15 protein-coding genes and 1 pseudogene are annotated in these 24,489 nt (G+C 43.6%); 6 read left to right on the top strand and 10 right to left on the bottom strand.

Annotation, left to right across the window (positions count from 1 at the left end; translation table 11 throughout):
- Positions 1–3 precede the first annotated feature (3 nt).
- On the bottom strand, positions 4–1,584 hold the full coding sequence (serA, locus tag NG743_RS07245; protein WP_027404236.1) for a phosphoglycerate dehydrogenase: 1,581 nt from the start codon (positions 1,582–1,584) through the stop codon (positions 4–6).
- A gap of 133 nt (positions 1,585–1,717) precedes the next feature.
- Positions 1,718–3,430, bottom strand: coding sequence for a 2-succinyl-5-enolpyruvyl-6-hydroxy-3-cyclohexene-1-carboxylic-acid synthase (gene menD, locus NG743_RS07240; protein WP_257121767.1), 1,713 nt, complete (start codon positions 3,428–3,430; stop codon positions 1,718–1,720).
- Between the two features lie 12 nt (positions 3,431–3,442).
- On the opposite strand from menD, the gene folB reads away from it, so the two are divergent.
- The 3 genes from folB (at position 3,443) to NG743_RS07225 (ending at position 7,173) form a co-directional block, all read left to right on the top strand.
- Positions 3,443–3,808, top strand: coding sequence for a dihydroneopterin aldolase (gene folB / locus NG743_RS07235; protein WP_257121766.1), 366 nt, complete (start codon positions 3,443–3,445; stop codon positions 3,806–3,808).
- A gap of 153 nt (positions 3,809–3,961) precedes the next feature.
- Positions 3,962–4,423 (top strand): hypothetical protein, encoded by a 462-nt coding sequence (locus tag NG743_RS07230; protein WP_257121765.1) that lies wholly within the window; start codon positions 3,962–3,964, stop codon positions 4,421–4,423.
- Positions 4,420–7,173, top strand: coding sequence for a KGGVGR-motif variant AAA ATPase (locus NG743_RS07225; RefSeq protein WP_257121764.1), 2,754 nt, complete (start codon positions 4,420–4,422; stop codon positions 7,171–7,173). The genes NG743_RS07230 and NG743_RS07225 overlap by 4 nt, the downstream gene beginning before the upstream one ends.
- Before the next feature lie 37 nt (positions 7,174–7,210).
- On the opposite strand, the gene NG743_RS07220 is transcribed toward NG743_RS07225, so the two are convergent.
- Both NG743_RS07220 and NG743_RS07215 read right to left on the bottom strand, forming a co-directional pair.
- Positions 7,211–7,333 carry a hypothetical protein gene (locus NG743_RS07220; RefSeq protein WP_255549939.1) on the bottom strand — a complete coding sequence of 41 codons (123 nt, stop codon included), beginning with the start codon at positions 7,331–7,333 and terminating at the stop codon, positions 7,211–7,213.
- Positions 7,334–7,579: 246 nt separating this feature from the next.
- Positions 7,580–8,125 carry a GIY-YIG nuclease family protein gene (locus NG743_RS07215; protein ID WP_027404241.1) on the bottom strand — a complete coding sequence of 182 codons (546 nt, stop codon included), beginning with the start codon at positions 8,123–8,125 and terminating at the stop codon, positions 7,580–7,582.
- 67 nt (positions 8,126–8,192) lie between these two features.
- Here NG743_RS07215 and NG743_RS07210 point away from each other — a divergent pair, with 67 nt between their 5' ends.
- On the top strand, positions 8,193–8,561 hold the full coding sequence (locus NG743_RS07210; protein WP_257121763.1) for a hypothetical protein: 369 nt from the start codon (positions 8,193–8,195) through the stop codon (positions 8,559–8,561).
- Between the two features lie 554 nt (positions 8,562–9,115).
- Here the strand turns inward: NG743_RS07210 and NG743_RS07205 are convergent.
- The 6 genes and pseudogenes from NG743_RS07205 to rpsT all read right to left on the bottom strand — a co-directional run bounded on the left by NG743_RS07205 (position 9,116) and on the right by rpsT (position 21,168).
- Positions 9,116–13,365 (bottom strand): annotated as a pseudogene (locus tag NG743_RS07205) (DNA-directed RNA polymerase subunit beta'').
- 350 nt (positions 13,366–13,715) lie between these two features.
- The gene (locus NG743_RS07200; RefSeq protein ID WP_193962180.1) at positions 13,716–15,608 is read right to left on the bottom strand and encodes a DNA-directed RNA polymerase subunit gamma; all 1,893 of its coding nucleotides are present in this window, start codon (positions 15,606–15,608) and stop codon (positions 13,716–13,718) included.
- 193 nt (positions 15,609–15,801) lie between these two features.
- Complete coding sequence (rpoB, locus tag NG743_RS07195) at positions 15,802–19,140, bottom strand: DNA-directed RNA polymerase subunit beta (RefSeq protein ID WP_027404243.1); 3,339 nt, start codon at positions 19,138–19,140, stop codon at positions 15,802–15,804.
- 93 nt (positions 19,141–19,233) lie between these two features.
- On the bottom strand, positions 19,234–19,356 hold the full coding sequence (locus tag NG743_RS07190; RefSeq protein WP_255549966.1) for a hypothetical protein: 123 nt from the start codon (positions 19,354–19,356) through the stop codon (positions 19,234–19,236).
- Positions 19,357–19,876: 520 nt separating this feature from the next.
- Positions 19,877–20,662: a TatD family hydrolase gene (locus tag NG743_RS07185; RefSeq protein WP_027404244.1), complete on the bottom strand. Its 786-nt coding sequence runs from the start codon at positions 20,660–20,662 to the stop codon at positions 19,877–19,879.
- 218 nt (positions 20,663–20,880) lie between these two features.
- On the bottom strand, positions 20,881–21,168 hold the full coding sequence (gene rpsT / locus NG743_RS07180; RefSeq protein WP_027404245.1) for a 30S ribosomal protein S20: 288 nt from the start codon (positions 21,166–21,168) through the stop codon (positions 20,881–20,883).
- A 469-nt stretch (positions 21,169–21,637) separates the two neighbouring features.
- On the opposite strand from rpsT, the gene hisD reads away from it, so the two are divergent.
- The gene (hisD, locus tag NG743_RS07175) at positions 21,638–22,933 is read left to right on the top strand and encodes a histidinol dehydrogenase (protein ID WP_027404246.1); all 1,296 of its coding nucleotides are present in this window, start codon (positions 21,638–21,640) and stop codon (positions 22,931–22,933) included.
- Between the two features lie 213 nt (positions 22,934–23,146).
- Positions 23,147–24,316 carry a homocysteine biosynthesis protein gene (locus NG743_RS07170; protein ID WP_027404247.1) on the top strand — a complete coding sequence of 390 codons (1,170 nt, stop codon included), beginning with the start codon at positions 23,147–23,149 and terminating at the stop codon, positions 24,314–24,316.
- Positions 24,317–24,489 lie beyond the last annotated feature (173 nt).

The following is a 24,489-nucleotide window of genomic DNA, read 5'->3' as shown; positions in this document are numbered from 1 at the left end:
CAGTTAAAGTGTGACTGTATAAGCGTCTCGAATACCTTCCACTTTTTTAATTTCTGCTAAAATGCCATCGGGTAAAGGATCATCAATGCTGAGAGCCATAACAGCATCACCACGAACGATTTTCCGACCTACCTGCATACTGGCAATATTGACATTAAAGCTACCCAGTAGAGAACCGAGTTTACCAATAATACCGGGCATATCACGGTGTCGAGTAAACAGCATATATTTGCTGGGGGGAACGTTAATGGGGAAACCGTCAACATCCGTTAAGTGGATTTCCTTATCACCCAACAAAGCACCTGTAACAGAATGTGTACCTAGAGTTCCTGTGGCTTGAAGATGCAACGAACCAGCATAATCCCGTGCCGAAGCGTCCCTGGTTTCAATGACTCTAATTCCTCGTTCTTTGGCTTCTATGGTGGCGTTGACATAATTTACCCGTTCCCGCAGGGCTTGGTAAAGAAGTCCTTTCAGGGCGGCTATTACCAAGGGTTGACTTTTATTAGTTGCCAGTTCTCCTTGTAGTGTAACATTAAGTGTCTCAACTCTACCGCCGGTGAGTTGACCAACTAAGTTCCCCAAGGTTTCCGCTAATTCCATGTAAGGCTTGAGTTCTTCTAGGATATCAGGACTAAGTCCAGGAATATTCACCGCGGAACGGGCGGATAGTCCTAATAACACATCCCGAATTTGTTCAGCCACATCTATGGCTACATTAACTTGGGCTTCAGCAGTGGAAGCACCGAGGTGAGGTGTAAGAATAACATCTTTACCCAAGCGTAGCAATTCCGATTCACCTAATGGTTCGGAATCGAACACATCTAATGCAGCCCCGGCAATTACACCATCTTTGATTGCCACTGCTAAAGCCGCTTCATCAATAATGCCACCACGAGCGCAGTTAATAATCCTGGTAGTGGGTTTCATTAACGCCAAAGTTTTAGCGTTGATTAAGTTGGCAGTTTCTGTGGTTTTGGGAATGTGTAAGGTGATATAGTCGGCTTGCTGGAATAGCAAATTTAAGTCTACCAGTTGACAACCCAGTTGTTCGGCTCTTTCTGTGGAGATAAATGGATCATAGGCGAGGAGTTTCATCCCCATAGCCTTAGCGACACTAGCAACATGAGAACCAATTTTTCCTAACCCGACAACACCGAGGGTTTTTTTGTATACTTCCGAACCAACATAACTTTTCCGGTCCCATTCACCACGTTTTACTGAAGCATTAGCATCAGGAATATGACGAGATAAGGACAACATCATGGCTAAGGCGTGTTCGGCTGCGGCAATGGTATTACCTTCTGGGGAATTGACGACAATAATCCCTTTGCGGGTAGCTGCGGGGACATCAACGTTATCCACACCCACGCCAGCCCGGCCAATAATTTTTAATTTTGTACCGGCTTCTATAATTTCTTGAGTAACGCGAGTTCCAGAACGGATCATCAGCGCGTCATACTCGCCAATGATGGCTTTGAGTTCATCTGGTTTGAGGCTGGTTTTGACATCAACTGTAGCTACTTGGGAAAGAATATCAATACCAACTTGATCAATGGGGTCGGAGACAAGAACCTTAGACATAATTACTTGATTTTGGTTGACAGGTTTTGCTTTGCAAGACTTTTTAGTTTAATCTTTATCTGTGGCACTTGGGGAAAAAATTATGGAAAACAGGCAAGAGGCAAGGGGAGTAATAATAATTTCTCTTTACCAATTACCAAATTTTACTAAATTTTACTAAATTTTCTTTTCTCCACATCACGTCTCTTTTCCTGTTTGTCTTGACTTCCAAAACTCTAATTCCCATTTTTGGTAATTGTTTTAAGTTATCTTGCAATTCTTCCCAAGAACTAATTAACTGATAATGCACCTTGTAAGTCGCGCATAAATGAGAGAAATCAATATTTTGAGGAGTAGCAAAAAACTCTTCAAAAGGCGGGTTGAATTTAGCAATGGGTAACATTTCAAAAATTCCTCCACCGTTGTTATTGATTAAGATAATTGTTAGATGTCCAATAAATTTATTGCTAATCAAGAAACCATTGGTGTCATGCAATAAAGATAAATCTCCTGTTAACATCACACTACTTTGCTGATGATGTGCTATTCCTAAAGCAGTGGAAAGTGTACCATCAATGCCATTTGCACCCCGATTAAAATAGGGTTTAATTCTTAAATTATTGGGTTTCCAGAAAAATTCCACATCTCGCACTGGCATACTATTAGCAATGAATATGGGTGTTTCCGGTGGCAAGATTTGGGAAATTAACCAAGCAATTTTACTCTCGATTAATTCATCTACATTTTCCAAATCATCATCAATGTTTTTCCTAATTTGCTTTTCTGCTGTACACCATTTTTGTAAATATTCACTTTTTCCTAAATTTGCAATTTCCAACTTACCAATTTCTGCAACTGAAATCCTTAAATGGGTGGTTTTTCCATGTAAAGGGTCTAAATTTTGATCACAATTATCAATGACAAAACGTTGCGGTTTAGCACTGGTTAACCAATTACGTAGTTCTTTACTTGTGGGCATTTCGCCAATTTGGATAACTATTTCTGGAGTTAATTCTTGGGCAAGGTTTTGATTTCTGAGAATGATATCATAGGTGGAAATTAAATAGGGATTTAAATCTGCGTAATTTCTAACGGGGGAAAGTCCTTCAGCTAAAACAGGCCATTGGAGAGTTTGACAAAGGTTGGCGATCGCTCTACAATACTCCTCCGGGGCTTGTGGTTGGGCTACACCAGCGATAATAATCCCTTTTTGGTAATTGGTAATTGGTAATTGGTAATTGGTAATTGGTAATGGGGTGGAAACTATTCCCGCAAAGAAATCTTCCACATCTAAGGTAAACTCTGTACCGTCGGCAATGGGCGCAAGAGGGTCATGAAAAGGTATATTTAAATGTACTGCGCCAGAGTTGGGAAATTGACAACGTTCCCAAGCATAAATTACCGTTTGTCGGAGATAATCTAACATTCCCACATCTAGAGAAGGTGTAGCTAATTCCCCTTGCCAATTGGGATAATGACCATATAATTTTACTTGGTCAATAGTTTGTCCAGAATGACAATTCCGCAATTGTGCTGGTCTATCGGTAGTTAATATTAACAAAGGTACGCGACTTTCCCTAGCTTCAATTACCGCTGGATAAAAATTTGCCCCCGCAGTTCCCGAAGTACAAACTAATACTACAGGTTTTCCCGTTGCCTTGGCTTGTCCCAACGCAAAAAAAGCCGCTGAACGTTCATCTAAAATGGGAATAGCTTCAATATCTGGTATTTGTCGCACAAAAGCCACCGTTAATGGTGTAGAACGAGAACCAGGACAGATGACAGCGCAATTTAAACCCAAGCGTTTGAGGGTTTCTGTTAATACATAAGACCAAAGAAGATTAAGATTATTAAAAGTAAGTTGCATTGACTAGAGATTATGGACTGTATTCATTTAACAGGAATTCGTGGCTATGGTTATACCGGATTTTTACCAGAAGAACAAGCATTAGGACAATGGTTTGAGGCAGATGTTAAATTATGGTTGGATCTTTCTAAACCCGCCAAAACAGATAATATTGAAGATACTATAGATTATCGGCAGATAATTAGCTTAGTGCAAAATTTGCTAAAAACCTCAAAGTTTGCATTGGTGGAAAGACTAGCTGGGGCGATCGCTGATAGTATTTTAGAGGATCAGGAGGGAATTAATCAAGTACAAGTTATTCTCAGTAAACCCGCTGCACCTATTCCTGATTTTAGCGGCAAAATTAGTATTGAATTGACTAGAAGTAAACTCCAGTAGCAGGAGTCATGCAGAAAGATTTGGTTTATTAAAATTGTATCAATTAGGGAGTGTTGGACTTTAACAGAGGATGAGTTGAAGTGTCGGTATAATTGGTTAATGGGTGGCGCGATTTTGACGTAAAATAACTGAGTAAAATCTTAGTTAACGGGAATGGCAATACCTTTTACAGACAAAGAAATGAAGAAAGCTTGGGGTGGAAATCTATCTGCTTCTCAGATAAGTCCTCGTACTAATGCCCATCGGTTACTTTTGTTTTATGCTGTTGAATGTGGTTTGAAAGCAGTTTTAATGGCAAGACAGGAAACAAGACGTACTAATTTATGTAAAGATATTAAGGAATGTGGACATAATATCAATAAATTATTAAGTCTTTTAGGTGCAGGAGGATCTCTGAGCTTACCCACCGAAATATTTATTCAGGAAATATTGGATACACGAAATAATAAAGAAGAGAGAAAATTAAACCCTGGTCAAATGAACGAACTGTGGCGTTATGGAGGAAAAGTTACTGCTATAAATAAAGATGGAAAAATTAAAGCCAATGATGAAGATATAGAAAATAAACTACTAGAAATATCAAAATGGATTGCAGGAGAAATTGAAAGATTATGAATAAACCCAAATTACTGACATGGCTTGATATTAGAAGAACTATTCGCACAAAAACTAATTATGGAACTAATTTACCAGATGGTGTAGTGAAAATTTACTGTTACTCAGATGCTTTAGAAATATATTTTCGGAATAGAGAGAATGCTGTTATTGCCTTAAAAGAATGGTTCAAAGATTGGTATCAGGAAGAAGAGTCTGTTATTCAGTTTGACCTTGGTAATGCTACATTTCCAGTGGAATTTATCTCTGAAGAGGAAACTTATATAACTGATATTGATGTTCGTCCCTTTTGGGAAGAAATTGCTTATCTAGAAAGTGACTCAGAAACAGAAACCGCTATAAAAAAAATAGTTAAGCTTCCAGAACCATATCCTGAAAGACCTAATTTAATAGCTTTTTATTCTTTTAAAGGTGGTGTAGGGAGAACATTAAATTTAGCAGCCCATCTTTTTGCTTTGCTAGATAGAGCTAAAGAGTTGAATGAATCTGTAACTATCTTGGTGATTGATGCTGATTTGGAAGCACCAGGTCTTACTTATTGGAATGCCTTTGAAAAACAACAGCCAGAAGTTTCTTTTATTGATTTTTTAGAAGTTTACCACTATCCTACTATAGATAGAGATGAAACACTTTCTCTATTTGCAGATCAAGTTAAAAAATCAGCTAGAAATGAAGGAAGATCAATAATTTATTTCTTACCTGCGTTTATTAAAGATGAAGAACTACTCGATACACCTATTTTACCTGAACATTTAGTTAGAAGTCCAGATGGAACTTGGGAATATGGCAATGCTATTTATAGTTTAGGTCAAGTTGTTGATGCAGATTATGTTTTTATTGATTTGAGGGCAGGATTGAGTGAAATATCCAGTCCAATAATTTTTGATCCAAGAATTGAGAGGTTTCTAGTAACAACAATTAATGATCAATCTATTAAAGGTACAAGCCTTGTTTTAAAACAAATTGGTAAAGTTGCACCACCAGAAGCGAAAGTCAAAGATAAAACATATTATGATCCATCAATAATTATTAATATGTTGAGTTTAAAAGAAAACCTTAAAGAATCACTTCTTAATGTCACAACGGACTTAAGAACTGCCTATGTACCATCACAAGACGATAAATTAGATGAGCCAAGATTCGACATTAAACCAGCTTACTTTGCAGAAGAATTACTTTATGTAAATAATTGGGAAGATGCACGCTCAAAACTAAATGCAACTTCAGTGATGAAAAATGCTAGAAATTGGGCTAAAGAAGTTTTACCAAATGTCGAAAATCAGGAATCAACTTCAGAAACACAGAAAGAGGAAGAGGTGAAAAGACTTAGGGATTTATGTCAGCGATATGAGTACGCCGAACAAGGACAAGGAGAAGATTTACTGATAACAGAACCTTTGCGGAACTTAGCTACTAATTTTAGAGATAAATTACCTCATATAGTATCAATTGGAGCTAAAGGTGCTGGCAAAACTTTTAATTATATACAGTTGTCACGGTTTAAATATTGGGAAAATTTTCTGAATTATATTGATCACCAACATAAAGAAACTGAGATAAAAACATATATATTTCCTTTACTTGAGTCTAGTAATGTTAAGGATAATGCAAAAACTGTTATTACTGAATCCAGAATTGAAGTTATAACAGCTTTAGGCAATAATGTTCCTGAATTTGTGCATTCAGAGTATGCAGATAGGATTAAAAAGGCGCTTGACGAGGAAAATTGGAATGAACCAAAATGGACAGAATTTTGGATTGGTGAAATTGCCAGAGCTATAGGTATTAATACAAATGTAGATAGTCCTAATACTCTTGGCAGCATAAATCAAGATTTAAAAAACAAAGGATTAAAGATTATCTTTTTGTTTGATGGGTTAGAAGATATTTTTTCCAAAATCGCCTCTAGTAATCAACAACAGACGGCCTTAAAAGCTTTGATTGATGATTTGCCCAAGAAATTGTCAGAAATTAGGCAATCTAATCTTGGTGTAATAATTTTCTTGCGTCGTGATTTTCTGAGGTATACAATTACTCAAAATTTGAGTCAATTTGAGAATCTTTATCGTGCTTATGATTTATCTTGGAATCAAGATTCTTTTTTGAGATTAGTTTATTGGATTTGTAGCGAATCTAATGTGATAGATGCAAATAAAGATAGTATTTATAGTCTAAATAAAGAGAATCTCATAGATGAATTAGAGAAGTTATGGGGTAAGACACTAGGAACAGATAAGTCTAAAGAAGCCTACACAGCTTCTTGGGTATTTGCAGCTTTAACAGATTTTAATGGCAGACTTCAAGCTAGAGATATTGTTCGTTTTTTATACAATGCAGCGGATATTACAGTAAATAGACCTAAAAAAGAAGTACAATTTGAAAAATGGTCTACAAGCCGACTCTTACCTCCTCCAGCAATTCGCCGCGCTCTAAAACCATGTAGTGAAGAAAAAGTGAGAGAAGCTAAAGAAGAATATCTAGCTTTCAAAACATGGGTAGAAGATACACTTCCTAAATATCCTCCGGCTCAACTGATAATTCCTTTTGCTGTAGAAGATTTTGATATGGATCAAAAAACAGTAACATTATTAGAAGAAATGGGCGTGATTTATGAAGATAAACAAAAAGAGGAAATAAAGCGATTTTATATTCCTGAAATTTTCCGAGAAGGTTTAGGTTTTTCCGGTCAGGGTGCAAGACCTAGAATAGTAGCGTTGAAGCGTCGGGTACTAGGAAAAGGAATTTTGTAATTATCTTTTCTTGAATTTCGCCAATCTTCAATTTATCTTAACTCAACTGATTACGAAACTTACTCACACTAATACTCAACAACACCACAGCAAAACCGAGTAAGGCTAAAACATGAATCCACAGCACATCTAACCCACATTCCGCACCCCCCAGTGTCACAATCGGTAATTTCGGATTTTTGAAGACCTGTGAGGATAATTTTGATACAAAATGGTCTAAATTTTAGGTAGCGATAGCGAAGCGCTGCTGCAAGCAGTTCGCCAATCTCAAATCCCCAAATGACCATTTTTCGTTGTGTGACAGTTTAGGGTGCGGAAGGTGGGATACAATAGGTCGTTTACGTGGAAATTTTCGTTAACCGAACAGTATTGGGTAGGGATTTATCTCGTTCCCAGTCTCTGATGTTCATTTTAAATCTAATAATCCTGTTTCTTTTAATTTTGGATTAAAGCGGATTTGAGTATTGACTCCCCGGGCTTTGAGAACTCCTAAAATTTCTTCTTCAACCCGCCGCGCCACATTTTTTAAAACCTTGCTTTTTCCGAATTCATCAATAGCTATATTTTGATAATTATTTTGTTCTTCTGGTGTCATTAATTCTTTTACATCTATAGGATTATTCCATTTTTGTTTATTTTCGGTGTTCGGAATATCAGGATTAGCATTTTCCGTAATCCAAGCATTTTCAATAGCTTCCAAAATTGTTCGATTAGGACGTTCTATAGTTTGTACCTTTACCCAATAACAATTTTGAGGTTGACGGACTAAATGCTGCTTTAAACTTAGATAAATATCACGAGAATAGCCAACAAATTGCAGAATTTTATCCTGATTAAAAATCGCGTAAACTCCAATTTTTTCTTGAAAGTTGACTATGACTTCACCATCATTATCAATATAGGCATGATATTCTAAACTAGCTAAGGTTGGTAAGTTTATTTCTGTTGTCATAAGTGAATTAAAAATTTGTTATTGTAATCATAAACCAAAAAACTTTCCACATCTTCACCATTATCAAATGAAATTACCTTTTTTAATCCTAACTTTTTTATTATGTGAGTTTTTTGCTCATAAAAGTATAAATGCCAAACCTCAACCAGTTTCTCGTATCGGAGTTGAACATGATCAATCAGCAGAGTTAATTACACAACCAATCACAATTGACAGTTATTGGTATCAGATGCCCCAAGTCAATCCTGAACTATATTTCAGTATCAGCAAGCCAGAATGTAAAAAAATAAATCCTCTTGATTACATCAAGAATCCAGAATCTTTTTTGAAATTATGCCCCAGTAATAACTCAAATCGTAAACCTTATGAGCCAGTTGAATATCTAAAAGTTCCTCCCCTAGATTCTGGAATTAAGATCAAGCTGGGTGATTTTTAATAATGGATATAAGTAGGTGGGTGTTAAAAATTGTCGTTGGGGCAAGGGAACAGATTCAGATATCAGTAGAAAACTGGCTTAAATCTGATTAAGGGACTTCCAGGAAATAAATTATCCCAATAAATAAATGAACAAACGAACCACAGAGGCACAGAGAACACAGAGAGAGAAGAAATAGGGAGGGTTTTTGCGTTAGTTTTGGGACATTTTTTTATTTGGAAGTCTCTAAGAGGTTGTTTGAAAACTTTTTCGTGTGGGATCTGACACCCGCAGATCCCCCTGAATCCCCCTTGAAAAGGGGGACTTTGAGGAATTTAGCCCCCCTTTGTAAGCTACGGTGTACACACAAGTTATCGAATCACCATTATTCCTCAAATTACCCCACCCTAACCCTCCCCTTGTGAAGGGGAGGGAACTTCCAAGAAATAAATTATCCTGATTAACGAACCACAGAGGCGCAGAGGACACAGAGGAATAAGGGTTTGAGAGATTTTTGCGTTAGGTGGTTGAGTATTTTTTTATTTGGAAGTCCCTTCGCCGCAGTGTCCTAGAGTTTATTCATCATCAAAATCATCATCATCGTCATCATCGTCCTCTTCTTCTCCAAAATCATCGTCATCTTCTATAACTAGGTCGTTAATTTCATCAGCAATTAAATCATCCTCATCGAGTAGTAACCGTTCTCCTATTTTGCTGCCAAAGCCACTATCGCCCATGCCCGGTGCGTCGAGGTTGTAGAGTTTTGCAGTGCGGTCATCTAGAACCATGTCCAATGAATCATCTACTTCATCTAAGATGCCACTGCCCATATCTACTACGTAATCATCAATTACCCCCGCTTCTTCGTAGGTGTTGTAGCCAGTCCCCGCAGGAATCAAGCGCCCAATGATCACGTTTTCCTTCAGTCCCCGCAGCCAGTCGGATTTGCCCTCAATGGCGGCTTCTGTTAAGACCCTGGTGGTTTCTTGGAAAGAAGCCGCAGAGATGAAACTGTCGGTGTTCAGCGATGCCTTGGTAATCCCCAATAGCATGGGAGTGTATTCTGCCCTCGCCCCACCGGTAATTGCCATAGCTTCGTTCACCTGTTCTACCTGCCGGAGTTCTACCAGTTCCCCCGGTAGCATGGTCGTGTCGCCACCGTCATCAATCCGCACTTTGTTGGTCATTTGCCGGACAATTACTTCGATGTGTTTGTCGGAAATGTCAATGCCTTGGGATTGGTACACCATCTGTACTTCATTCACTAAAAAGGTTTGTACCTTCTGCAAAGCGTGGCTTGCACAGGCATAGATCCCATCCTCTGACCCCAAACTGAAGAATATTTCCAGAATCTCATGGGGGTTGGAAGGTCCGTCCGTGAGGGGTTGTCCGGCTACAATGTGCGCCCCGTCGGGAACAATCAGGTTTTGCCCAGGTCCAAGGGGATAGTCGGTGACTGTGCCATTGGCTTCGACAATTTTAATGGCATAGGCTTCACGGGTGATGGATGTCACCTCATCCCCATCGCCATAGACAATCTTCACTTCCCCCGGACGACGGGCTAAAATACAAGCTTCCTTGGGTTTACGGGCTTCTAGCAGTTCCTCAATCCGGGGCAAACCTTGAATAATGTCCCCAGTCTTAGCCCGTTCAAATACCAACAACACTAAGTTGTCACCCCGTTGCACCAAGTCCCCATCTTCCACCTGTAACACCGCCCCCGGACTCACCCGGTAAGGACGACCAATGCGAAGAGTAATGGTGTAAACAGAAGGTGACAGGTGACGGGTGACAGGTGACAGTGAAGAAGCATTTCTGTCACCTATCTTCTGTTCCCTGTCACCTATCTTCTGTTCCCTGTCACCTATCCTCTGTTCCCTGTCACCTGTCACCTGTTCCCTGTCACCTGTTCCCTGTTCCCTGTCACCTGTTCCCTGTTCCCTGTCACCTATCCTCTGTTCTCTGTCACCTCCCTTGACTTCCACCACCTGCCCCGACTCCGCCGCGAATATACCGGGAGCGATCGCACTTCCTTCCACTACCAAATCACCTTTACTGATGGTGGGCAAGACATTGGTATTCACTGTCACCAAATCATTGGCACGCAATACTAAACAACGGCGGACTGTTTCTGCCCCCTGTTGCACACCCCGGACTATCCCCCCTTCCTTACATAATATTTTCGTCCGGGCTACCACAGACCCCGGTTCAATGGTGTCACCATCCACCACTTCCAAATTAGTTTGGGTACTGCCTTGGGTGGCATCGGCGGTAATGTCGCGGCGCACTACCAAAGACTCTAAAATTACCAACTGTAGTCTTTGAATCTCTGGATCTTCTGGGTCTGTAATCAGTTCAATGTCCGCCGCCAAAGGTGAACCACCGTGTTCTCCCTCTGTCTCCTGCTCAATTTCTAATACTATCTGTGTCCGTAGCAGTTCCACACCTTCCACCGACTTCACCCGTTCTGAATCCTTGTAAGGAATCCTTTGCACCGCCCGCAGTTGAATCGAGCGCCCGGTGTGCTGACTGACGGAAGTGGTGGCTGGAACATCAGGGTTGGTGGGGACAGCAAATTCTACTACCGGACGACTCAGCAACCCTGGACCTTCAGGAGTTTCCACATACTGAACATAGCGCAATTCCGTAGCTACAGTTCCTTGCAGTTCCTCACCGGGTTGCAAAAACGTATTGTCATGGGCGATCGCTGTCTCTGGATCATCTACCATCAACAGTTCACCGGGTTTAATCACTACTTCCCGTAAAATGTCGTTCTTTTGGGTAACTTCCACTACCCCACCAGTTTGACAGAAAATGTCCTGGACTACTTCTGTCCCCGCTTCCACATACTGTCCATCTTCCACCCGTAACAAGGAAATATCTTTATTTACCTCATGGGTTTCTTCTGGTATCCACAGCAGTGTTCCCCCTGAACTACCTCATAGCCCAATTTGGCTTTACCTTTTTTCTGTACCTCCACTTCGGCAAACTTCAGTAAGCCCCCGGTGGTTGTCCGATACTGGTCATCAATCAATTCTGCCACTACCTGACCATTTTGTACCTTCGCCCCTGGAGTCGCCCGCAAGTTAAACTCCGATATCGCCCCATTATCGGGATTGGTAGTGGTAATCAGGTAATTATTCCGTCCTTGGGAACTCTGGATTGTCACTGCTGCCTGATCCAACACCACAGAAGCGGTAATAATCTCAATTTCCCTGGTGGCTTTCCCTGGAATCGCTTCTGGTAACCGTACCACACCCCCATGAACTGTGGTTAATTTGGTTTCCGCTAAGACTCCATTGGTAGCGATCGCATCGCCATTTTTTACCACCAATTCTGCTCCGGGCAGTAAATTATATACATCCCCCGACAGAATCCAAATCAACCCCCCTCTGGAGGCGGTGACAGTGGTATTGCCCTGACGGTCGGTTTTTTGTTCCGCCACCACATCGGCAAACTTCACTTCCCCAGCCAAGTCCGTCGCCACATCCTTGACGGCTTTTTCTGTATTGGTTCTGGTGGTTCTCCCTCCCAGCGCCACCTCAGCCACTAAGTGATCTGCTAGTACCTGTTGACCATTGTGGATATATAAAGTCGAACCTTGGGTAACAGCAATTTCCTGGCTTTCCCCCGTTCCCGATTTCTTATCCCCTTCAATTGTCAAAGTCCCATTGGCTTCCACATACAAAGCGTCTTCACCATGTCGAGTCCGATAGGGACGGGTTTGTAACTTGCGGGGAATTTTTACTGTTCCTGACACCTGCGATCGCACCTGTTGGGCTACTTCCCCTGTGAATACACCCCCGGTGTGGAAAGTCCGCATGGTTAACTGGGTTCCCGGTTCACCAATACTTTGCGCCGCAATAATCCCCACAGCTTCACCCAAATCCACCATCTTGGCATGAGCCAAACTCCAACCATAGCAGTGCTGACACACCGACCGCGCCGCCTCACAGGTCAAAGGACTGCGGACAGTCACCTTCTGTACCCCGGCTTTTTGGATGGCGATCGCCAAATCATCATCAATGGGGGTATTCCGAGGGGCAATGATTTCCCCCGTTTCTGGATGCACCACATCCTCACCCACCACTCGACCCATCAACCGCGTCGCCAGTTTAATCAGAGTTTTATTCCCCTCCACCATCGCCCCAATCGTCAAACCACGATTAGTGCCACAGTCAAACTCCCGCACAATCACATCCTGGGACACATCTACCAACCGCCGGGTCAAATACCCCGAATCCGCAGTCCGCAGCGCCGTATCCACCAGCCCCTTCCGCGCCCCATAACTAGAAATAATATATTCCGTTACCGTCAATCCCTCACGGAAATTGGTCTTAATTGGTAAATCAATAATTTCCCCCTGGGGATCTGCCATCAGTCCCCGCATCCCCACCAACTGCCGCACCTGAGAAATATTGCCCCGCGCCCCCGAAAAAGCCATCATATACACAGAATTGAGGGGATCTGTCTTTTGGAAATGCACCACCACCTCATCCTTGAGCGCTTCTGAGGTACTATTCCAAGTATCAATCACTTTTTGGAAACGTTCAACTTCAGTAATTTCCCCCCGTTGATAGCGTTCCTCCGTCGCCAAAATTTCCGTCTCTGCTGCCTCCAGCAGTTCCTTCTTAGAAGGAGGAATCATCAAATCATCCACACTAATAGACACCCCCGCCTTGGTAGCATAGCGAAAACCCAACTCCTTGAGTTTATCTGCCATCACCGCCGTCCGCGCCGTCCCATAATGGGTAAAAGACCAGGAAATCAAGTCTCTTAATTTACCTTTGTTCACCACCAGATTGCGAAAAACTGCTTTAGTCATAATTTTAGTAGGGGCGCAGGGCCTGCGCCCAATCATTAGTTGTTAGTAGAAGGAGTCAGAGGGAGTGGGGGAGTGGGGGAGTGGGGGGAGTGGGGGAGTGGGGGGAGTGGGGGGAGTGGGGGGAGTGGGGGGAGTTGGGGGAGTGGGGGGAGTTGGGGGAGTGGGGGGAGTGGGGGGAGGCAAGAGTAAAAATATTCTCCCCTACATCCCTACATCCCCTACATCCCTACATCCCCCACATCCCCCACATCCCCTACCTCCCCTACCTCCCCTACCTCCCCCACATCCCCTACCTCCCCCACATCCCCTACCTCCCCTACCTCCCCCACATCCCCCACCTCCCCTACTCCCTAAGCATCTATCGCTTCCTGAATCGCCTTGTTATAAATCGCCCTGCCAGGAGTCGTATAAATGTATTGAGAAATCAAATTTCCCTGACCATCTTCCCGTACCCGGCGGAACTTATAGATTAGGGTGCGACTTGTTACCCTACCCTTAGCATCCTTGTCCTCAATCACTTCCAAAGGTTCAGTATCCGGTTCACCCGAATCAATTTCCCCATCAAAGCGCACGTAAATATAGGCATGAAGTTCCACCTGCTGCGCCTCATAAGCCATAATTACATCATCCAAAGACGAGAAATACTTACCTGCCCCCTTCGTTGCATTGGGATTTTCCGCTGTCAGATAATACGCCCCCAACACCATATCTTGGCTAGGAGTGACAATCGGTTTACCCGTTGCCGGTGACAAAATATTATTAGAAGCCAACATCAACAACCGCGCTTCTGCCTGACTCTCCAAAGACAACGGCACATGAACCGCCATTTGGTCACCGTCAAAGTCAGCGTTAAAAGCCGGACACACCAAAGGATGTAATTGAATCGCTCTTCCTTCCACCAAAATCGGTTCAAAAGCCTGAATCCCCAAGCGGTGCAGCGTCGGCGCTCGGTTTAACATCACCGGATGCCCCTCAATCACCTCCTCCAACACATCCCACACACTGGGATCATTACGAGAAATCAGCTTCTTCGCCGCCTTGATATTATTCACCATCCCCGACCGAATCAAACGATTGATTACAAAGGGCTGGAACAACTCAATCGCCATCTCTCGTGGCAGTCCACACTGGTGAATCTTCAGCTTTGGTCCGACCACAATTACCGATCGCCCTGAATAGTCTACCCGTTTCCCCAACAGGTTTTGTCGGAACCGTCCTTGTTTGCCCTCAATAATATCCGACAACGACTTCAGCGGGCGGTTATTAGCCCCCACCACCGTCCGTCCCCGGCGACCATTATCAATCAAGGCATCCACAGCCTCTTGCAGCATCCGTTTCTCGTTACGGACAATGATCTCCGGGGCGAGAATTTCCTGAAGCCTAGCCAAACGGTTGTTGCGATTAATTACCCGGCGATACAAATCATTCAAATCGCTTGTCGCAAACCGCCCCCCATCCAACTGCACCATCGGGCGCAAATCTGGGGGAATCACGGGGATAATTTCCATCACCATCCACTCTGGCTGAGAACCGGTAGCGATGAAATTATCAATCACCCGCAGCCGTTTAATTAACTTCGCCCGTTTCTGTCCCTTGGCTTTCTCAATTTCTTCCCGCAGGGTTTCCGCCTCCTGCTCCAAATTAATATCCGCCAACAACCGCAACAGAGCCTCAGCCCCAATGCCCACTTCCACTCCCTCTAACTGGGAATCTTCACTGTAGATAGCATCCTCAATTTCTAGCCACTGGTCTTCACTCAACAGTTGTTTGTAACTGAGAGTATCCGCGTTACCAGGCGCTAAAACACAGTAAGAGTTGAAATAAACAATCTGCTCCACATCCCGCAGCGGCATATCCAGGAGAATCGCAATATAGCTAGGAATCCCCTTGAGATACCAAACATGAGCCACCGGGGCAGCCAACTTAATAAAACCCATCCTGTGACGACGGACGCGGGATTCTGTTACTTCTACACCACAGCGCTCGCACACAATCCCTCTATGGCGCACCCGTTTGTACTTACCACAATGGCACTCCCAATCCTTAGCAGGACCAAAAATTCTTTCACAAAACAACCCATCCATTTCCGGCTTGAGAGTGCGGTAATTAATAGTTTCTGGCTTAGTAACTTCACCTACGAGTTGTCCATTAGGCAAGGTACGCTCACCCCACTGGCGGATGCGTTCTGGCGAAGCTATACCAATTTTTACGTAGTCAAATTGATTATTTTGGGGGGATCTCATGGGAATTAAAAATTAAAAAACAGAAGTCAGGAGTTGGGGGAGTTGGGGGAGTGGGGGGAGTGGGGGGAGTGGGGGAGTGGGGGGAGTGGGGGGAGTGGGGGAGTGGGGGGAGTTGGGGGCAGGAGTAAAAATATTCTCCCCTACCTCCCCTACCTCCCCTACCTCCCCTACCTCCCCTACCTCCCCTACCTCACTAATCATCTCCTTCCAAAGATTCACGGGAAAGCGACTCATAGGTGGGTCTAGGTGGTGTCCGTCGAGCAGCTTGATCTGCCATCAGGTCTACCTCCACATCCAAAGAACTACCATCTGCTTGAGTTTCTACCTTATGCACCGCAATATCTAAGCCCAAAGACTGCAACTCGCGCATCAACACCTTAAAGGATTCAGGAGTACCAGGACGGGGAATAGCTTTGCCTTTGACAATGGCATTCAGAGCCTCATTCCGTCCCTGCATATCATCGGACTTAACTGTTAACAACTCCTGCAAGGTATAAGCAGCACCGAAAGCCTCCAATGCCCAAACTTCCATTTCTCCAAATCTTTGCCCACCCTGTTGAGCCTTACCACCCAAAGGTTGCTGAGTCACCAGAGAGTAAGGACCTGTAGAACGAGCGTGAATCTTGTCATCAACCAAATGCACGAGTTTGAGCATATAGGCAACACCGACAGTAATCGCCCGGTCAAAGGGTTCGCCCGTGCGACCGTCATAGACCATGATTTTCCCCGCATTGTCGGGGTTATATACCCAATCCTTAGCAGTTTCGTCTCTGGCTTCTTGGAGTTTGCCGTGAACTAGGCGACGGGAAGTTTCTTCCCCGTACATTTCGTCGAAAGGGGTAATTTTGAACCTAACTCCCAAATTATGACCAGCCCAACCTAGCAAACATTCAAACACCTGACCGACGTTCATCCGGCTAGGTACACCCAAGGGATTGAGAACAATATCTACAGGTGAACCATCGGCTAAATAGGGCATATCTTCAGCAGGCAGAATCCGGGAAATGATCCCTTTGTTACCATGTCTCCCTGCCATTTTGTCACCCACTTGGATTTTGCGCTTTTGAGCTACATAAACCCGAACCACCATATTTGCCCCTGGTGGCAGTTCATCACCTTGTTCACGGGTGAATAACCGGACATCAACTACCCGACCTTTTTCACCATTGGGAACTCGCAGAGAGTTGTCGCGGACATCGCGGGCTTTTTCACCAAAGATAGCCCGGAGCAGTTTTTCTTCTGGGGGTTGGTCTGATTCACCTTTGGGAGTGACTTTACCAACGAGAATATCTCCAGCATCTACCCATGCGCCAATCCGAATAATCCCTTGTTCATCTAATTGTCTGAGGGCATCTTCACCGACGTTGGGAATTTCTCTGGTGATTTCCTCCGGTCCGAGTTTAGTTTGTCGCGCCTCAATTTCGTATTTTTCGATGTGAATTGAGGTATAAACATCTTCCTGCACCAAGCGCTCGGAAATGAGAATCGCATCTTCGTAGTTGTAACCTTCCCAAGGCATATAGGCGACAACGATGTTTTGTCCTAATGCCAGTTCTCCACCTTCTGTAGAGGAACCATCTGCCAATACCTGACCGGCAACGACTTTTTCGCCAATTCTCACCAATGGTTTCTGATTTAAGCAGGTATCTTGGTTAGAACGTTGGTATTTGGAAAGTTTGTATTTAAGTTCTTGCCCTTTTTCAATAACTTGACTACCACTGGCTGCGGACAATTGACCACTAGCGCGAACACGAATTTCTGTGGCATCAACATACACTACATCGCCATCTGTGCGGGAAACTATGACCATGCCGGAGTCTCTCGCAGCTTGAGCTTCCAAACCTGTTCCCACTAAGGGGCGTTCTGGTTTTAACAGGGGTACAGCTTGGCGTTGCATATTAGAACCCATTAGCGCTCGGTTAGCGTCGTCATGTTCCAAGAAGGGAATCATGCTGGTAGCTACTGAGACTATCTGGACTGGGGAAACTGCCACGTAATCCACTTGTTCAGGCCCGGTGGTTGTCCAGTCTTGGCGATAGCGAACTGGTACTTGTGGTCCTTTGATGTAACCGTTTTCATCTAGGGGAACGTCACCGGTGGCTGTGCGGAGGTCGTCTTCTTCGTCTGCTGTCATGTAGACGGGCGGAACATCAAATAAGACTTTGCCGTTTTCTACTGGTCTAAAGGGTGTTTCTAGAAAACCGTAGAGGTTAACGCGGGCATGGGTGGCTAATGAACCAATGAGTCCGGCGTTTGGTCCTTCTGGTGTTTCGATGGGACAAATCCGTCCGTAGTGGCTGGGGTGAATATCTCGAACTGCAAACCCGGCTCTTTCTCTGGTTAGACCACCTGGACCTAAGGCACTGAGGCGGCGTTTATGGGTCAATTCCGCTAGGGGGTTGGTTTGATCCATGAATTGACTTAGTTGGCTTGAACCAAAGAATTCTTTGATGGCTGCGACTAAGGGTTTGGGGTTAACTAGGGATGCGGGGGTGAGAACTTCAGCATCGGATACGGTCATCCGTTCTCGAATAATTCTTTCTAGGCGGTTTAACCCTACTCTGACTTGGTTTTGCAGTAATTCCCCAACGCTTCTGACTCGGCGATTTCCGAGGTGGTCAATGTCATCAATACTACCGATATCGTATTCTAGGTTAATCAGGTAATCAATGGCGGCGAGAATGTCCCCAGGGGTGAGGACGCGCATGGTGTCAGGGGCGGAAAGACGAAGTTTTTTGTTGAGTTTATAACGACCAACTTTTCCCAGGTCATAGCGTTTAGGATCAAAGAAGCGGGAATCTAAAAGCTGTTGTCCGCCTAAAACTGTAGGTGGTTCACCGGGACGAAGTTTTCGATATAATTCCATTAGGGCTTCTTCTTCGGAAAATTGCCCTTCTTTTTCGATGGTTTTTTGGAAGTATTCTGGATGGCGCAGGGCATCAAAAATTTCGTTGTCGGATAATCCCAGTGCTTTCAAAAGTACCTGGGCTGATAGTTTCCGGGTTTTATCTATCCGTACCCAAACTAGGTCATTACGATCTGTTTCAAATTTGAGCCATGCACCCCGGTTTGGAATTAAGCTGGCAGAATATGTACGTCGTCCGTTTTTATCAATTTCTGATTTATAGTAAACTCCAGGCGATCGCACAATCTGATTGACAATGACACGCTCGGCTCCATTAATGATAAATGTGCCTCTATCTGTCATCAAGGGCAGATCACCAATGAATACCTCTTGCTCTTTAATGTCTCCTGTTTCTTTGTTCAGTAGACGAGTAGGAACATACATTTGCACTGCATAGGTGCTGTCTCTCCGCTTGGATTCTTCAACGCTGTATTTAGGTTCTTTGAGTTTATAGTTATTACCTAAAAAGTGCAGTTCCAATTTGCCAGTGTAGTCTGTGATTGGACTAAAAGAATTCAGTTCTTCTATTAGCCCTTCTTCTAGAAACCAGCGAAAACTAGAACGCTGAATTTCAATCAAGTCGGGTAACAGAAAGGCGGATTCCATGTATTTGTCGTCGTTAGTCATGCCTTTACCTTTATCAACCTGGTTAAACTTTGAAGGAAGCCGATAGCTTGCATGGCGCAGCCATAGCTGCGAGTCTGCCATGAGGGCTTTGTGCTAGAATATGAGTCCAAAGGTATGAAGTCCATAAGCTTGACAATATTCGGCTGCTAGATTTTTGACTGATAGCGCAACAGTCGCGTTAGCCCTAAAATTTCTTTCTACTTCACACTTTTTCACCTTTTACACCTCACACTTGATCCTGGTTGTGGATTCCCAAAACCGGGGACTGACACCGGAGTAGGATTCGATAGGCAACGTTGTGTTTAAGGCTGCACTATGGATTTGATATTGCTATGATTGTCTGGAGTGGACAATTACTTTTAACGATTTTCTATAGGTTTGATATACCAAAGGATTGCCGTTTCTACCTTTTCAAGGTTTTTCCAGTGAAACCTTGGTTGCCAATGCTTGTGATCTATTGAGAGCATCCGTTTGTAGAGATTTAAGTGGATGGGCAGACAATGTTGGATTTTAGATCTGGGTCGCTTCGATTGATTAAGCGGGCTAAAACCACAAACTCTCAAACTGGCTAATATCGGGTTGATAACAGCACAAATTGAGTTTTAGGAGTTATTATCCTTCCTTTACCATTATGGCTTGACCTAAATGTTTTGGAGGGATTAATTTTAGCACATTTTTATCCTCCGTTTGATCTTATAAGTTAAATCAGTGCTAATGCTAAAGATTTGATGATCATTTATAATGATAGACCGAATAATCTACAGGCATTTTGGGTGGTTTTCTGGGCAATTTCTTCTATTGTTTCGGCTCGTAGTTTTGCTAGTGCTTCCGCTACATAGCGAACATAGGCTGGTTCATTGCGTTTTTCACCCCGTTTAGGTACGGGCGACAGAAATGGACAATCTGTTTCTATCAGCAAGCGATCGCTGTCCACCATAGCCGCGCTCGCTTGAATAGCTTGAGCATTCTTGAAGGTAACAGTGCCGCTGAAGCTAATATAAAAGCCTAAATCCAGAAACCATTGAGTTTCTTCTGGTGTCCCTCCCCAGCAGTGCATGACACCCCGTACTCTTTCTCCATGCAAGTCCCGCCATTTTTGCAGTACGTCTCTGACAGCAGGTGCAGCATCACGACAATGAATGATCACTGGTAAATTGAGTTCACAAGCGATCGCCAATTGTGATGCAAATACTTGATGTTGATGCTCATAGTTATCCGCTTTGTAAAAATCCAACCCCATTTCCCCAATGGCTACCACTTGGGAATGAGAACTGGCTAAAGACTTGATTTGGGTAGCTGTTTGCTGATCCCATTTATGAGCATCTAGAGGATGCAGCCCTACAGCAAAACTAAGTTCAGGAAACTGCTCTGCTATAGCTTGAATGCTCGCAAATTCCTGGGGGTGAACACAGGAGTGGACTAATCGCACTACTCCTGCTTCTTGCCACCGAGAACGCACGGCTGCTAAATCTGGCTGAAAGATGTCAAAGTTAATGTGTACGTGGGTATCTATAAGTTGCATGGCTTGTCGGTGAAAAATTTTAGATTTTGGATTTTAGATTTTAGATTGAGAATCTTTGGTACAAGCTCCGCCATGAGAGAGGGGAATTAATCCAAAATCACCAATCTAAAATCATCAGTCTCCACACTTGAGGGTAGAAGTAAATCCAAAATCAAAAATACTCGCTGCGTACGCTGCGCTAACGTAAATCCAAAATCTCTTGACCACTGAACTATTGACTAAGCGGTAAGGGTTTTGTGTTTATGAGCCAATCTTGACTTTTTTCTGGCTCCATTGTTGGGATGCAGTACGCCAGTTTTTACAGCTTTATCAATCTTGCTGTAAGCTTCGGACATTCTCGCTTCCACTTCCTGCTTGAGTTCTGTTGTCGGGTTGACAGCACAAGCTTCCACAGAACTAAAGTATTTTTTCATCAGCGTTCTCACGGCTGATTTATATGCTTTGTTACGCAGTCGGTTACGTTCTGCGATTTGTGCGCGTTTAAGAGCAGACTTTGTATTCGCCACAGTAATTCCAAAAAAGACTATTAATTATGTACACACACTACTAGGTTTAATAAATATAGCATTATTTTCGCTAATGTGATAGTTTCTGAAAAAAAATATTTTATTTGGGCGGAAAAGCTGATGCCTGGGCTTGAAAAAATAGATTAAAATGATTTACTGACAAAGAAACCAGATCAGTTCCCCAAATTCAGACTTCTGGAATATTAAATTTCTCAGGCTGTCTGAATTTTATAAAGTAGTATCAAAAAAATCCAGGTTAAGCTAGAGAAGAGAATTACATTCAGCTTGATCCCCTAAGACCGCAAAGCGGAAGTCGAAAGTTAAAAGTCAAAAGCCAAGAAGCTGATATTTTAGGCTTTTTAGCTGTTTTGAATGGTTGTTCTACTAACGCGATGTGGTCGTAGCAGGTAAAAAGCCCAAGTAGTTCTTGTTTTGCGAATATTGTAAAATTTGGTATTGTCATTACTCCATGCTGCGAATTATTACTCAGCAGGCAGACGTTAGATCAGAACTTCAACGAATCTGCGATCGCACCCAGGATGAACAGGTACTTCATAAAGAAGCAACAGTCCGCGAAGTGTTGCAAGCGGTGAAGCGCCAAGGGGACAAGGCTGTACTACATTATACAGCCGAATTTGATCACCAAATTCTCAAAGCAGAAGAACTCAAGGTAACAGGATCAGAACTGGATGCAGCCTACCAACAGGTATCCAAGGATTTGCTCCAGGCGATTCGACTAGCTTGCCAAAAAATAGAGGCTTTTCACAGTCAGCGTATCCCCAAAAGCTGGGTACAATTTGGCGATGATGAAGTAGTTTTAGGCAAACGCTACACCCCGGTAGATCGAGCAGGTTTATATATACCAGGCGGTCGGGCTTGTTATCCCAGTACAGTGTTAATGAATGCCATTCCCGCAAAAGTGGCAGGTGTCCCTCGTGTAGTGATGGTGACACCAGTTAGAGGCGGTAAAATGGTGAATCCTGCGGTTTTGGTAGCGGCCCAAGAAGCAGGAGTTCAGGAAATTTACCGTGTGGGGGGCGCTCAAGCCATCGCAGCTTTAGCCTATGGCACGGAAACTATTCCCAAAGTCAATGTGATTACCGGACCTGGTAATATTTATGTCACCTTGGCTAAAAAGTTAGTTTACGGAACTGTGGGCATTGATTCTTTAGCAGGACCGAGCGAAGTGCTGGTAATTGCTGATGAAACAGCTAATCCTGCTTATGTGGCGGCGGACTTGTTAGCTCAAGCAGAACATGATCCTATGGCGGCAGCGATTTTGCTGACAACGGATGCGGGGTTGGCGAAAAAAGTGCAAATGGCGGTGGAAAGACAATTGGTAGATCACCCGCGCCGGATAGATACGGAAAAGGCGATCGCCCATTATGGTTTAATTGTGGTGGTAGAATCCCTCACAGCAGCAGCCGAACTTTCCAACGAGTTTGCACCAGAACACCTAGAATTAGAAGTTGCCGATCCTTGGGCTTTAATTAACCAGATTCGCCATGCTGGGGCAATATTCCTGGGTAGTTCCACACCTGAAGCTGTAGGCGACTATTTGGCAGGTCCTAACCATACCTTACCTACTTCTGGCGCTGCCCGTTATGCTTCCGCTTTAGGGGTAGAAACATTTTTAAAACACTCAAGTATTATTCAATACTCACAAACTGCCTTGGAAAAAGTGGCATCTGCCATTGACATCTTAGCAACTACAGAAGGTCTACCTTCCCATGCTGATTCCGTTAAACTCAGAGTAGAGGATTGAGCGGGAATTTTAGATTTTAGATTTTAGATTTTAGAGTAAAAAAATTTGGCACAATCCCCGTCCTGAAGGATGGAAAAATACTCGCTGCGTATGCTTCGCTAACGTCAGTCCCAAATCCAAAATTTTCGGGCTTCTACACTTGAGGGTAGAGTCAATCCAAAATCCAAAATCGTAAATCCAAAATCGAGTGATAGTCCTTCAAATAAATTTAAAATGCGAACAATTGCGGAAATTAATGAGAAAATCAGCCGAAAACGGGCGGTAGTCTGGACGGTTGAAGAGTTAAAAGCGCGAGTTGCCGAAATTGGTGTTGCTAAAACCGCTAAAGAAGTAGATGTAATTACCACTGGCACATTTGAGCCGATGGAATCAAGTGGTGCAATTATTAACTTAGGACATACTGACCCACCGATTAAAATTCGGCGTTGCTGGTTGGACGGAGTTCCAGCTTATGCTGGTTTTGGGGCGGTAGATTTATACTTGGGTGCTAGTTGTCCAGTTGATTCCCTAGATGGGGAAGAAGTGCGGGAACGTGGTGGTGGTCATGTAATTGAGGATTTAATTGCCGGTAAATCTATCCAAGTTCGCGCTATGGGACAAGTTACCGATTGCTACCCTAGAGCCACATTTGAAACCACCGTTACCCGTGATACTATCAATCAGTTTTATTTATTTAACCCGCGCAATCTTTATCAAAATTTTATTGTTGGGGTGAATGGAGGCGATCGCCCACTGCATACCTACTTAGGACCATTACAACCCCGCGTGGGGAATGCAGTCTATTCTAACCCTGGTTCACTGTCACCCCTCCTCAATGATCCCGATTTACAACTTGTGGGGATTGGGACGAGGATCTTTCTCGCTGGGGGTATTGGTTATGTAGCTTGGGAAGGGACACAACATTTTCCCTTGCAAAAGCGTTTAGAAAATCGGACACCTATTGGACCATCGGCAACTTTAGCGTTAATTGGTGATGCTAAACAAATGGACGCGCGATGGATACGAGGTTGTTATTTTAAAAGCTATGGACCATCTTTAATGATGGGTGTAGGTGTACCATTGCCAGTTTTAAATACTGGTGTGGTAGAACGCTGTGCTGTCCAAGACAAAGACTTAGTAGCACCAATTGTAGATTTTTCAATTCCTCGTCGTGTCCGTCCTACTTTCGGTTTAGTGAGTTACGCTCAACTTAAATCTGGACGTATCACTATTGAAGGCAGGACGGTACGAGTAGCCTCTTTAGCCAGTTTGTTTCTTTCCCGACAAGTAGCCCAAGAGTTAAAACAATGGATTACTGAAGGGAAATTTACTCTCACTGAACCAGTAGCCCCAATTCCTATGGAGCGTTCTTTTTTACCTCAAGACCGTTGGACGGAATTTTAAGATGAGGAATTCAGGAGGTAGGGGCGCAGGTCCTGCGCCCATTCAGGAGTATAGCTAACGCCACGCTACGCTATCAGGAGTTCAGGAGTTCAGGAGTTCAGGAGTTCAGGATTCAGGAGTTCAGGATTCAGGAGTTCAGGAGAAAGAAAATTATCCACTGACAACTGACAACT

This window comes from Dolichospermum heterosporum TAC447, assembly GCF_024584745.1.
Lineage (GTDB): Bacteria > Cyanobacteriota > Cyanobacteriia > Cyanobacteriales > Nostocaceae > Dolichospermum > Dolichospermum heterosporum.
This window is presented reverse-complemented; position numbering and strand designations above follow the sequence as displayed.

Excerpts from the sequence above, each read along its gene's own strand:
- serA (WP_027404236.1), bottom strand. The coding sequence starts at position 1,584 with ATGTCTAAGGTTCTTGTCTCCGACCCCATTGATCAAGTTGGTATTGAT.
- menD (WP_257121767.1), bottom strand. The coding sequence starts at position 3,430 with ATGCAACTTACTTTTAATAATCTTAATCTTCTTTGGTCTTATGTATTA.
- folB (WP_257121766.1), top strand. The coding sequence starts at position 3,443 with ATGGACTGTATTCATTTAACAGGAATTCGTGGCTATGGTTATACCGGA.
- NG743_RS07230 (WP_257121765.1), top strand. The coding sequence starts at position 3,962 with ATGGCAATACCTTTTACAGACAAAGAAATGAAGAAAGCTTGGGGTGGA.
- NG743_RS07225 (WP_257121764.1), top strand. The coding sequence starts at position 4,420 with ATGAATAAACCCAAATTACTGACATGGCTTGATATTAGAAGAACTATT.
- NG743_RS07215 (WP_027404241.1), bottom strand. The coding sequence starts at position 8,125 with ATGACAACAGAAATAAACTTACCAACCTTAGCTAGTTTAGAATATCAT.
- NG743_RS07210 (WP_257121763.1), top strand. The coding sequence starts at position 8,193 with ATGAAATTACCTTTTTTAATCCTAACTTTTTTATTATGTGAGTTTTTT.
- NG743_RS07200 (WP_193962180.1), bottom strand. The coding sequence starts at position 15,608 with ATGAGATCCCCCCAAAATAATCAATTTGACTACGTAAAAATTGGTATA.
- rpoB (WP_027404243.1), bottom strand. The coding sequence starts at position 19,140 with ATGACTAACGACGACAAATACATGGAATCCGCCTTTCTGTTACCCGAC.
- NG743_RS07185 (WP_027404244.1), bottom strand. The coding sequence starts at position 20,662 with ATGCAACTTATAGATACCCACGTACACATTAACTTTGACATCTTTCAG.
- hisD (WP_027404246.1), top strand. The coding sequence starts at position 21,638 with ATGCTGCGAATTATTACTCAGCAGGCAGACGTTAGATCAGAACTTCAA.
- NG743_RS07170 (WP_027404247.1), top strand. The coding sequence starts at position 23,147 with ATGCGAACAATTGCGGAAATTAATGAGAAAATCAGCCGAAAACGGGCG.